The sequence below is a fragment of the Pseudomonas sp. GW823-FHT01D03 genome (genome assembly GCF_058798255.1).
Genome location: NZ_JBXAKK010000001.1, coordinates 4,823,360 through 4,835,350, shown reverse-complemented (window position 1 = coordinate 4,835,350; position 11,991 = coordinate 4,823,360). Strand labels below are relative to the sequence as shown.

10 protein-coding genes are annotated in these 11,991 nt (G+C 59.7%); 8 read left to right on the top strand and 2 right to left on the bottom strand.

Translation table 11 applies throughout. The features are described 5' to 3' along the window. The 3 genes from AC1RBR_RS21300 (at window position 1) to groL (ending at window position 2,726) form a co-directional block, all read left to right on the top strand. A complete protein-coding gene (locus tag AC1RBR_RS21300; protein ID WP_034153496.1) occupies window positions 1-477 on the top strand; it encodes an FxsA family protein in 477 nt (158 codons plus the stop codon). 258 nt (window positions 478-735) lie between these two features. Then, complete coding sequence (locus AC1RBR_RS21295) at window positions 736-1,029, top strand: co-chaperone GroES (protein WP_007916610.1); 294 nt, start codon at window positions 736-738, stop codon at window positions 1,027-1,029. A 50-nt stretch (window positions 1,030-1,079) separates the two neighbouring features. After that, window positions 1,080-2,726 carry a chaperonin GroEL gene (gene groL, locus AC1RBR_RS21290; protein WP_007964008.1) on the top strand — a complete coding sequence of 549 codons (1,647 nt, stop codon included), beginning with the start codon at window positions 1,080-1,082 and terminating at the stop codon, window positions 2,724-2,726. Window positions 2,727-2,914: 188 nt separating this feature from the next. Here groL and AC1RBR_RS21285 read toward each other — a convergent pair whose 3' ends face one another. Beyond that, window positions 2,915-4,864 carry an LTA synthase family protein gene (locus tag AC1RBR_RS21285; protein WP_492566488.1) on the bottom strand — a complete coding sequence of 650 codons (1,950 nt, stop codon included), beginning with the start codon at window positions 4,862-4,864 and terminating at the stop codon, window positions 2,915-2,917. Window positions 4,865-5,068: 204 nt separating this feature from the next. On the opposite strand from AC1RBR_RS21285, the gene colR reads away from it, so the two are divergent. The 5 genes from colR to AC1RBR_RS21260 all read left to right on the top strand — a co-directional run bounded on the left by colR (window position 5,069) and on the right by AC1RBR_RS21260 (window position 8,783). Continuing rightward, window positions 5,069-5,752 (top strand): two-component system response regulator ColR, encoded by a 684-nt coding sequence (gene colR, locus AC1RBR_RS21280; RefSeq protein WP_041068401.1) that lies wholly within the window; start codon window positions 5,069-5,071, stop codon window positions 5,750-5,752. Further along, complete coding sequence (locus tag AC1RBR_RS21275) at window positions 5,742-7,016, top strand: sensor histidine kinase (protein ID WP_204895247.1); 1,275 nt, start codon at window positions 5,742-5,744, stop codon at window positions 7,014-7,016. The genes colR and AC1RBR_RS21275 overlap by 11 nt, the downstream gene beginning before the upstream one ends. 150 nt (window positions 7,017-7,166) lie before the next feature. Beyond that, a complete protein-coding gene (locus tag AC1RBR_RS21270; protein ID WP_095136968.1) occupies window positions 7,167-7,835 on the top strand; it encodes a class I SAM-dependent methyltransferase in 669 nt (222 codons plus the stop codon). Between the two features lie 4 nt (window positions 7,836-7,839). Further along, window positions 7,840-8,553, top strand: a complete 714-nt coding sequence (locus AC1RBR_RS21265; protein WP_095136969.1) for a lipopolysaccharide kinase InaA family protein — start codon at window positions 7,840-7,842, stop codon at window positions 8,551-8,553. A gap of 2 nt (window positions 8,554-8,555) precedes the next feature. Continuing rightward, window positions 8,556-8,783, top strand: coding sequence for a hypothetical protein (locus tag AC1RBR_RS21260; RefSeq protein WP_492566487.1), 228 nt, complete (start codon window positions 8,556-8,558; stop codon window positions 8,781-8,783). Between the two features lie 164 nt (window positions 8,784-8,947). Here AC1RBR_RS21260 and AC1RBR_RS21255 read toward each other — a convergent pair whose 3' ends face one another. Continuing rightward, complete coding sequence (locus tag AC1RBR_RS21255; RefSeq protein ID WP_492566485.1) at window positions 8,948-11,983, bottom strand: multidrug efflux RND transporter permease subunit; 3,036 nt, start codon at window positions 11,981-11,983, stop codon at window positions 8,948-8,950. Window positions 11,984-11,991 lie beyond the last annotated feature (8 nt).

Sequence of the window (11,991 nt, the reverse complement as noted above, 5' to 3'; positions counted from 1 at the left end):
ATGCGCCCTTTTTTGTTGCTCTTTCTGCTGTTTCCGGTGCTGGAGCTGTTCGTATTCGTCAAAGTGGCAGGGGCGATCGGGTTTTTCCCGGCCCTGCTGCTGATCATTCTCGGCTCGATGTTCGGTGTGTTCGTACTGCGCGTCGCCGGTCTGGCCACGGCACTGCGTGCCCGTGAAAGCCTGAATCGCGGTGAATTGCCCGCGCAGACCATGCTTGAAGGCCTGATGCTGGCACTGGCCGGTGGCCTGTTGATCCTGCCGGGCTTCATCAGCGACGTGGTCGGTCTGGTGATGCTGTTGCCATTCACCCGTCGTCTGCTGGCCAATAAAATGCGTCAGCGCGCCGAAGAACAGGCGATGCGTCAACGTGCCTTTGCCGACGACCTGCAACCCCGTGGCGGTCCTGCACCGCGCCAGCCTCTGGGCCGCGAGGGTGATGTGATCGAAGGCGAGTTCGAACATCGCGACAGCAAGTAACCCCTGCTTCGACACGGCACCTTCGGGTGCCGTTTGTTTATGCGCGGCATTCAAGGGGCAATTGATGAAAAATTTTCTGCCCTCGCCCTTGTAATAAGCATATGCGCCCTTATGTATCGGTCACCGAAAGGTTTCCGGCATTTGAGCCGGACAGACTTCCGCGGCTCGCTCGACGAACCGCAACCGGCGCAGGCCGGATTTGTTAAACCCGCCGGGACTACACCGGCCGATGAAAACCACAATTAGGAGAGATCGACAATGAAGCTTCGTCCTCTGCATGACCGCGTCGTCATCCGTCGCAGCGAAGAAGAAAAGAAAACCGCTGGCGGTATCGTCCTGCCAGGTTCGGCTGCTGAAAAAGCCAACCACGGTGTGATTCTCGCTGTAGGCCCGGGCAAGGCTCTGGAAAACGGTGAAGTGCGTGCACTGTCCGTGAAGGAAGGCGACAAGGTTGTGTTCGGTCCTTACTCCGGCAGCAACACTGTGAAAGTCGACGGCGAAGACCTGCTGGTAATGAGCGAGAACGAAATCCTCGCTGTTATCGAAGGCTGATACCCCCGTTCATTTTCCCGTTACTACAAAGTATTTAAGGAATATCGATCATGGCTGCTAAAGAAGTTAAGTTCGGCGATGCCGCTCGCTCCAAGATGCTCAAAGGCGTCAACGTTCTGGCTGACGCGGTAAAAGCGACCCTGGGCCCGAAAGGCCGTAACGTGATTCTCGAGAAGAGCTTCGGCGCTCCGACCATCACCAAAGACGGCGTTTCCGTCGCCAAAGAAATCGAACTCGAAGATCGCTTCGAAAACATGGGCGCGCAGCTGGTCAAAGACGTTGCCTCCCGTGCCAACGATGACGCTGGTGACGGTACTACCACTGCGACCGTTCTGGCTCAGTCGATCGTCAACGAAGGCCTGAAAGCCGTCGCTGCCGGCATGAACCCGATGGACCTCAAGCGCGGTATCGACAAAGCGACCATCGCGATCGTCAAAGAGCTCAAAGCCCTGTCCAAGCCATGCGCTGACACCAAGGCTATCGCTCAGGTAGGTACCATCTCCGCCAACTCCGACAACTCCATCGGCGACATCATTGCCGAAGCCATGGAAAAAGTCGGTAAAGAAGGCGTGATCACCGTTGAAGAAGGCTCGGGCCTGGAAAACGAACTGTCGGTTGTAGAAGGCATGCAGTTCGACCGTGGCTACCTGTCCCCGTACTTCGTCAACAAGCCGGACACCATGGTTGCCGAGCTCGACGGCCCGCTGATCCTGCTGGTCGACAAAAAGATCTCGAACATCCGCGAAATGCTGCCAGTGCTGGAAGCCGTTGCCAAAGCCGGCCGCCCACTGCTGATCGTTGCCGAAGACGTTGAAGGCGAAGCCCTGGCGACTCTGGTTGTGAACAACATGCGTGGCATCGTCAAGGTTGCAGCCGTCAAGGCTCCAGGCTTCGGCGACCGTCGCAAGGCCATGCTGCAGGACATCGCCGTTCTGACCGGCGGTACCGTGATCTCCGAAGAGATCGGTCTGAGCCTGGAAAGCACCACCCTGGAGCACCTGGGTAACGCCAAGCGCGTGACCCTGTCCAAGGAAAACACCATCATCGTTGACGGTGCTGGCGTACAAGGCGACATCGAAGCACGTATCGCTCAGATCCGCGCCCAGGTTGCCGAAACTTCCTCGGACTACGACCGTGAAAAACTGCAAGAGCGTCTGGCCAAGCTGTCCGGCGGCGTTGCAGTGATCAAGGTTGGCGCTGGTTCCGAAGTTGAAATGAAAGAGAAGAAGGCCCGCGTTGAAGACGCCCTGCACGCAACCCGTGCAGCCGTTGAAGAAGGCGTGGTACCTGGCGGTGGCGTTGCGCTGATCCGTGCTCTGGAAGCTCTGACCGAACTGACCGGCGACAACGCTGACCAGAACGTCGGTATCGCTGTACTGCGTCGCGCTGTCGAAGCGCCGCTGCGCCAGATCGCTGCCAACTCCGGTGACGAGCCAAGCGTAGTCGTCAACGAAGTGAAGAACGGCAAAGGTAACTTCGGTTACAACGCTGCTTCGGGCGAATACGGCGACATGATCGAAATGGGCATCCTGGACCCAACCAAGGTCACCCGTTCCGCTCTGCAAGCTGCAGCCTCGATCGGCGGTCTGATCCTGACCACCGAAGCAGCTGTTGCTGATGCACCGAAGAAAGAAGGCTCGGCTGGCGGCGGTATGCCAGACATGGGCGGCATGGGTGGCATGGGCGGCATGATGTAAGCCAGCCTTGACCCTGTAACGCAAAACCCCGCCTGCGATGAGCCGGCGGGGTTTTTTATTGCCCGGATTTCAGGCTTCACACCGTCCCCTGTGGGAGCGAGCCTGCTCGCGAAAGCAATCACCCCGTCACCACAGCTGTGACTGATACAGCGCATTCGCGAGCAGGCTCGCTCCCACACTATTGACGGCTACTGTTGGCTGACCTGGACAATGCTGTCCTTTGCCGGCTTCCAGCTCAATAACTGCTGTTTGAAATCATAACTGGCGGTCTGGTAGTAGGAGATCGCCCGGTCGACCAGCGGATCGTCACTGCTGACCCGCGATTCGCGGCTTTCAGTCAGCGCATCGTCATGCCGGCGCAAGCCCTGGCGCGGGCTGAGGATCGCCAGATCCTTGCCGTCGAACAGACCCAGATGCTGATAGTTGCCGACCACCACGCGCGGTGGCAGCGCGTTGTCCTGCAGCAGGTTGCGACCGAAGAACGTCGAGGTGTAATCCAGGTTCAGCAAGCCCAGCAGCGTCGGGGCCAGATCGATCTGGCTGGCCAGTTGTGCGCTCTCGCGTGCCTCGATGATTTTCGGCGCGTAGATGAACAGCGGGATCTGATAGTTGGCGATCGGCAAGTCTTCCTTGCCGGCGCTGCCTGCGGTGTGGTCGGCGACGAAGATGAAGATCGTGTTGTCGAACCAAGGCTTCTGCCGCGCCTGCTCAAGGAACTGACCGATCGCATAGTCGGTGTACTTCACCGCGCCATCACGACCGTTACCGGATTTGATGTCGATCCGGTTGTCCGGGTAGGTGTAAGGACGATGGTTGGAGGTGGTCATCAGTTGCAGCAGGAACGGTTGCTGTTTGGCGTAGTCGGCATCCGCCAGTTTCAGGGTCTGGCGATACAGATCTTCGTCGGCCATGCCCCAGGCGTTCTTGAAGTGGATATCGGCTTCATCGACGCTGCTCTGATCGACGACGCGATAGCCGTTGCCGCTGAAGAACGCGTTCATGTTGTCGAAGTAGCCGCGGCCGCCGTAGACGAACACGCTGTCGTAACCCACGGCGCTCAGTTGCTGGCCAAGGCTGGCAAAACCGCTTTCACGGCCGATGCGCTTGACGATCGAGCGCCCCGGCGTTGGCGGGATGGCCAGGGTGATCGCTTCCAGACCACGGTCGGTGCGGGTGCCGGTGGCGTAGAAGTTACTGAAATACAGGCTCTGCTTGCGCAAGGCGTCGAGGTTGGGCGTCAGGTTGCGACCGTCACCATTGCTGCCCAGGTACTTGGCGCTGAGGCTTTCGATGGTCACCAGCACAATGTTCGGCTGGCACGGGGTTCCCGGGTTGTCGATCACCCGACGGATGTCCTCCGGGTCCTGGCCGACGAAGCGAGCGTTGCTTTCGCTCAATTCGGCACGGATCTGACTGGCGACTTTTTCCGCCGGCAGGCTTTGGTAAAACTGGGTGTAGTCCAGTTCATTGTTACGGAACGCGGCGAAGAACTGATACGGGCCATTGCTGGCCAGTTCGTTCTGGTAAGCGTTGCCGCCCTGGGCACGCGGGGCGTCCTGACTGAGCAGTTGCAGGCTCAGACCTGCGACGATCAACAGGCCCAACGCACTGAGCAGACGCCCGCGCAGCGCTGGCAGCGGCGCATTCATCGCGGCATTGAACGGCTTGCGCAGGGCAAAACTGATCACCACGGCGAGTACCGCGAGGAGGCTCAGCAGTTTGCCGATCGGGTACGACTCGAGGACGTTGTTCAGCACTTCATCCGAGTACACCAGGTAATCGACGGCGATGAAGTTGAAGCGCACGCCGAACTCATCCCAGAACAGCCATTCCGCCACGGCCACAAAGAGCATGGCGAACAGGCTGATGGTCAGCAGAGCGCGCAGAAATCCGCGATGTCCGCGTCGAATCCACAGGCTTGGCGGGCACAGCAGCAGGTACAAGCCCATCGGCAGCGCCGCGTATGCCAGGAAACCGAGGTCGTAGAGCGCGCCGATGCCGAACACCGACAGGGCAAGGCCACCGGCCTCATCCAGGTGAGTCAGCAGCAAGACCGCTCGAGTCAGGAGAAAAATCATCAGCCAGGCGCCGCTGATAAGCAGCAGAAAGCGCATGGGCGCTGTCTTGAAAGAGTCCATTGTCTCGTTTTTCCTCAGGTCAATGGCGCGGGAGTGTCGAGGCGCCGCTGTCGCCAGGTTGTGAATCGATGGTGAAAACTTCGTTGTTTATTTGATTTGGTCGGGCAAGTGGACTTGCGCGCATGCCGGCCCTAGCCCTGAACCGGCGATGGCCTTAAGCTGCGCGGGCCATGACGGCCGTCACTGTGTACGGAGGAGATGCCAATGCGAATTCTGTTGGTCGAAGACAACCGCGATATCCTGGCCAATCTGGCCGATTACCTGGGGCTCAAAGGCTATACCGTCGATTGCGCCCAGGACGGCTTGTCGGGCCTGCACCTGGCCGCCACCGAGCATTACGACCTGATCGTGCTCGATATCATGCTGCCGGGAATCGACGGCTACACCCTGTGCAAGCGTCTGCGTGAAGATGCCCGGCGGGACACGCCGGTAATCATGCTCACCGCCCGTGATCAACTGGACGACCGTCTGCAGGGCTTCAAGTCCGGGGCTGATGATTACCTGGTCAAACCGTTTGCCTTGTCCGAGCTGGCGGCGCGGGTCGAGGCGGTCATGCGCCGGACTCAGGGTGGCGGCCGCCGTGCGCTGCAGGTCGGCGACTTGTCCTACGACCTCGACACGCTGGAAGTGACCCGCGAGGGCAAGTTGCTCAAACTCAACCCGGTCGGCCTCAAGCTGCTGGCGGTCTTGATGCAGAAGAGCCCGCACGTCCTGCGGCGGGAAATTCTCGAAGAAGCGCTGTGGGGCGATGACTGCCCGGACAGCGACAGCCTGCGCAGCCACGTCCACCAATTACGTCAGGTGATCGACAAACCATTCGCCAAGCCGTTGCTGCAAACCGTGCACGGCGTGGGTTACCGCTTGGCCGAGGGGCGTGATGGAGTTTAAGCAAAGCCTTTCCCAGCGGATCATCATCGCCTTTGCGCTGATGAGTGCGCTGGTGGCCGGGGCCTTCGCCATGGGCATTGTGGCGACCGTGCACCTGGTGGAGGAAAAACTCATTTCGGCGGGACTGGGCGGCGACCTGCAGCGCCTGCTGCTGATGGACAACGTCTCGGACTGGAGCCATCGCCCGGAACCGGATCAGTTGTTCTATTTCAGCGGCGGGCCGGGTGATTTCGAACTGCCCAAGGATCTGCGTCACCTCGATGCCGGCTTCCACGAAGTGTTCCGCGAGCAGCTGTCGTATCACGCGATGGTCGAAATCGTCGACGGTCGTCGTTACGTGTTGCTGCAGGATCAAAGCGATTTCGAAGAGCGCGAACGCGTGCTGTTCGCTGTGGTGCTGGTGGGTTTTGTGCTCAGTCTGGCGCTGGCGGTATTCCTCGGCTGGGTATTGGCGCGCAAGGTCATGGCACCGGTGGTGCGCCTGGCGCGACAAGTGCGGCATCGCGATCAGTTGCTGGGGTTGGCGCCGCCATTGGCCCCGGATTATGCGGCTGATGAAGTCGGTGAACTGGCAGTGGCGTTCGATGCCACGCTTGGTCGTCTGCGTCAGGCGTTGACCCGCGAGCGGCTGTTCACCAGCGACGTCAGCCACGAACTGCGCACGCCGTTGATGGTGCTGGCCAGTTCCTGCGAACTGCTGCTGGAAAACCCGGGGCTGGATCAACGCGGCCGGGCTCAGGTCGAGCGAATTGCCCGAGCCAGCGAGGAAATGCGCGAACTGGTGCAGACCTTCCTGATGCTCGCCCGTGCCCAGCGTGAAGACGCCGGTTCCGCGCCGCAGCAGAACCTTGCCCAAGTGGCCGACGGACTGCTGAGTATCTGGCGCGAACCGATCGAATCGAAAGGGCTGCAACTGTTGTTCGAGCCGGGCAACCCGCCGGACACATGCTTCAACGCCACCCTGCTCGGCGCGGTCATGGGTAATCTGCTGCGCAACGCCTGCCACTACACCGAACACGGATTCATTCGCCTGACACTCATCGACCACGGTTTCATCGTCGAAGACTCGGGCGTCGGCATTCCCGAGGAAAAGCGCGAAGCCATGTTCCAGCCCTTTGTGCGTGGTAATGAAAAGCGCGGCGAAGGCCTGGGCCTGGGCTTGTCGCTGGTGCAGCGGATCTGCGAGAACCAAGGCTGGGAAGTGAGGTTGAGTACTGTGGAACCCAATGGTTGCCGTTTCGAGGTGACGCTGGGGCTGCGCTGACAATAGTTGATGGCCCCGCGCTATTGCTTTCTCCCTGTAAAACCCTGTAATACTTCGCCGGTTTACCTGACGTAATTTTCACAAAGGGACGACCTGACGCTGACATGCCTCTACCTATGGTTGGGGCATCAGTTATTCAGGAGTTCCGCAATGAGCAGACCGATCAAGCTCGATTTTTCCGAAAAGTATGATGACCAGCATGCACAAAAATATTTGCGCAAGCACCAGCACGGTTTAGGTCGTCGGTTGTCTCATTGGCGCGACGAGCAGTTGGCCCGCAAGGCGTTGACGCTAGCGGGCGAGCCGGGGCTGGTTCTGGATCTGCCATGCGGTGCAGGGCGTTTCTGGCCGTTGCTGGCGGAAAAGCCCAACCGGGTGATCATTGGCGCGGACAACTCCGAGTCGATGATCAAGACCGCGATGCAGGCGCAACCGGCCGACGTCGTGAAACGGGTACAACCCTTGCACACGTCAGCGTTCGACATTGCTTTGCCCGATAACGCCGTCGACAGCATTTTCTGCATGCGTTTGCTGCACCACATCGGTGAAGCCGAGCATCGACGGGCGATTCTGCGCGAATTCGAACGTGTCACCCGGGACAGCGTCATCATTTCGTTGTGGGTAGACGGTAATTTCAAGGCCTGGAAACGCAAGCGCGCTGAACAGCGGCGTGGGCAGGAGGGTTACCAGAATCGGTTTGTGTTACCGGCTGTGACAGTAGAAAAAGAATTCGAAGCGGCAGGTTTTCGCATTCAGGAACAACTGGATTTTATTCCGCTCTATGCCATGTGGCGGGTCTACGTATTACGCAAGAGGTAGCAGGATGGCGGTGCAAATAGCAGCCGAAACGGAAGTCGCTCCCCAGGATCGCTTCGATTACTACTGGAACCAGCGCGGTGAATGGGTGGAAGAACCCAACGTGCGCCGGGGCGGGGAAAGTGGTGTGCAACGAGTCGTGGGCAGTGACGGCCAGTTACTGTATGCCAAGCGCCAGACCGGACATATCTATCGCAGTTGGCTGCACCCATTTGGGCGGCCGACAGTCTTGCGTGAGCTGGATGCGCTGACCGGTGTCAGCCGTCTCGGTGTGCGTGTTCCGCAAATCGTTTTCTGCGGCGCGCAGCCCGATCCGCAGTACAAGTGGCGTGCGCTGCTGGTGACCAAGTCGCTGGACGGTTTCGACGAGCTGGAAAAGTGGGAAGCCGCCGGCGGCCGTGCCCAATATGGCGAAGCGGTTTACGAGCGCGTCCTTAAAGACCTCGCCGAAAACCTTGCGCGCATGCACAAGGGCCGTTGGCAGCACAGCTGCATCTACATCAAACACGTTTTTGTACGGGTGACCGGCGAAGGTGATTCGGCACAGGTCGAAGTCGCATTGATCGATCTGGAAAAATGCCGCCAGCGTCTGACCGCTTATCGCGCGGCCTCCCATGACATGAAGCAATTGCGGCGCCATTCGTCGTTCAGCGATACGGACTGGAAAAAACTCGTCTACTTTTACGAGACGGCGTTTGGCAGCGCTATCAAAGGTTTATAGCGATGAAACTCGAAATTGCACGAGGTTTGTTTCTGGTTGGAGCCTTGGCAGTTGCTTCATTGGCGGTGGCAGCCTGGGAGCAGCCCCGCATGCAGGTGATCGGTGCTACCACAGGCGATGCTCGCTGCGCAGTACCACGGGTGGCGAAAGCCTCCGTGGCCACTCAACCTGATCATGATTTATTGCTGTTCATGTTCGGACTTTCTCAAGGGATGAGGCCACAGAGTTGAACCGGTTGAAGCCAAAATGAAAGGCCTCGCAGATGCGAGGCCTTTTTATTCCCTGGCCAACTTGGATCCTCTGTAGGAGTGAGCCTGCTCGCGATGTCGGTGCGTCATTCACATCATTTTCAGCTGACAGACCACCATCGCGAGCAGGCTCACTCCTACAGGGGTTATGCGGCTTCTTGCGGATCCGGTTTCGCCAGCAAGGTATAGATGCACGGCAGCACGAACAGCGTAAACAGGGTGCCGATCGACATCCCCGTTGCAATCACGGTGCCGATATCGAACCGGCTCACGGCGCCCGCACCGGTCGCCAGAATCAGCGGTACCATGCCGAACACCATCGCCGCCGTGGTCATCAACACCGGGCGCAAGCGGATTGCCGCCGCTTCTTCGACTGCTTCGCGCGCGGTCAGACCCTTGTCCTTGCGTAACTGGTTGGCGAATTCGACGATCAGGATCCCGTGCTTGCTGATCAGCCCGATCAGGGTCACCAGCCCGACCTGGGTGTAGATGTTCATGCTCGACCAGCCAAGGAACAGCGGGATCAACGCTCCACAGATCGACAGCGGCACCGTCACCAGAATCACCAGCGGATCACGGAAGCTCTCGAACTGCGCCGCCAGCACCAGGAAAATGATCGCCAGCGCCAAGGCGAAAGTTACCCACAGCGCGCTGCCCTCCTGTACGTACTGGCGTGAGGCGCCGCCATAGTCGAAGGCAAAACCGGCTGGCGCTTCTTCCCGGGCGATCTGCAGTACGGTGTCTATGGCCTCGCCCATGCTGACCAACGGGAATCCGGAAATCTTCGCCGCGTTGAGTTGCTGGAACTGGTTGAGCTGGCGCGGTCGCGCCCGGTCGCTGACCTTGATCAGTGTCGACAGCGGCAGCAGCTCACCCTGGGTGTTCTTCACGTAGTAGTTGTTCAACCAGCCGGGGTTATCGCGAAACGGTCGCTCGACCTGGGCAATCACCTTGTAGCTGCGGCCTTCAATGGTGAAACGGTTGATTTCCGCCTCGCCCAGCAGCGTCGCCAGGGTACTGCCGAGGTCAAGCATTGACACACCCATCTGCGCGGCTTTGGCACGGTCGATATCGACCACCACTTCCGGCTTGTCGAACGCCAGATCAAGGTCGACGAAGGCGAACTTGCCGGACTCCATGGCGCGTTTCTTGATCCGGTCGGCCACTTGCAGCAGCAACTCGTAGTCGTTGGCGGTGTTGATCACAAACTCGAACGGCAGGCCTTCACCGGTGCCGGGCAGGGAGGGCAGGTTGAAGCCAAAGATCTGCAAGCCCGGGATGCCTTCCAGTTTGCCCTGCACCTCGGGCAGGATCTGCATCTGCGTGCGACTGCGCTCGTTCCACGGCTTGAGCAGGAAGCCGCCGATGCCCGCTTGTACGCCGTTGTAGCCGTTGATCTGGAACGAGGAGTAGTACTCCGGGAACTCCTTGAAGATCTTGATGAATTCGTCGGTGTAGGTGCTCAGGTAATCAAGGTTGGTTGGCTGTGGGGCCGTGGCCATCATGAAAATAATGCCTTGGTCCTCATCCGGTGCCAGTTCCGACTTGGTGAACTTGAGAAACACCGGGATCAGGCACAGCACGATCACCGCGAACACCAGCACCACCGGCCGCGTGTTCAATGTGCCGTGGAGCATGCTCTGGTAGCGGCGCTTGAGACCGTCGAAAATGCGGTCGAGGCGGTGCGCCAGGCCAGTGGGGTTTTCTTCGTGGCGCAACAGCAGGGCGCACATCATCGGCGACAGGGTCAGGGCGACGACCCCGGAGATCACCACGGCACCGGCCAGGGTCAGGGCGAACTCCTTGAACAAGGCCCCGGTCAGTCCGGTGAGGAAGCCGATCGGCGCATACACCGCCGCCAGGGTGATGGTCATCGACACCACCGGCATGGCGATTTCCCGCGCACCTTCCAGTGCGGCTTCCAGCGGCGTCTTGCCTTCCTCGATGTGTCGGTGAATGTTCTCCACCACCACAATCGCGTCATCCACCACCAGACCGATGGCCAGCACCATCGCCAGCAGGGTCAGCAAGTTGATCGAATAGCCCATCATCTGCATGAAGAACATCACGCCGATCATCGACAGCGGGATGGTCACCACCGGGATCACCACCGAGCGCAGCGCGCCAAGGAACAGGAACACCACGACGATGACGATCAGCACCGCTTCGAACAGGGTTTTCACCACTTCATCGATCGAGGCCTGAATAAACAGCGTGGCGTCGTAGGCGATCTCGCTCTTGAGGTTGGGCGGCAGCTGCGCTTCCAGTTCCGGCATCAGCTTGCGCACTTCCTTGATCACATCCAGCGGGTTGGCCCCGGGCGTGGCCTTGATGCCGATGTACACCGACGGCGTGCCACCGAACGAGCTGATCGAATCGTAGTTTTCCGCGCCCATCTCGACCCGCGCGACATCGCTGAGCAGCACGCGGCTGTCACCACTGACCTTGAGCGGAATGGCGGCGAAGGCTTCGGCGGACTTCAGTTCGGTATTGGCGTTGATGCTGGTGACCACGTACTCGCCTTTCACCTCGCCAGCGGCGGAGAGGAAGTTGTACTGGCGCACCGCGTTGGTCACGTCGCTGGCGCTGAGGCCGAAACCGGCGAGCTTCACCGGGTCGAGCCACAGGCGCATGGCAAACACCTGATTGCCGAGAATCTCCGCCTCGGCCATGCCCGGCAGGGTCGCCAGTTTCGGCTGGATCACCCGCGACAGGTAGTCGGTGATCTGCGGGTTGCTCAAGTCCTTGCTGAAGAAGCTGATGTACATCAGCGCCGAGGCGTCGGCCGACTCCTTGCTCAGTACCGGGTCTTCGGCGTCCTGCGGCAGTTTGTTTTTCACCTCGTTGGCCTTGGCCAGCAGCTCGGTGAACAGACGGTCGGTATTCGAGCCGATGCGCGCGTAGATCGAGATCACCGAGAAGTTCTGCCGGCTCACCGAGGTCATGTAGTCGATGCCCTCGGCGCTGGCCAGGCTTTGCTGCATCGGCTGGGTGATGTAGCCCTGAATGGTCTCGGCGTTGGCCCCGGGGTAGGCGGTGGTCACCGTGATCAGGGCGTTTTCCATTTGCGGGTACTGGCGCAGCGGCAGCTTGCTCCAGGCCTGGAAACCCAGCAGCACAATCAGCAGGCTGACCACGGTGGCGAGCACCGGGCGGCGGATGAACGGATCGGTAAAAGCCATGGGGATTC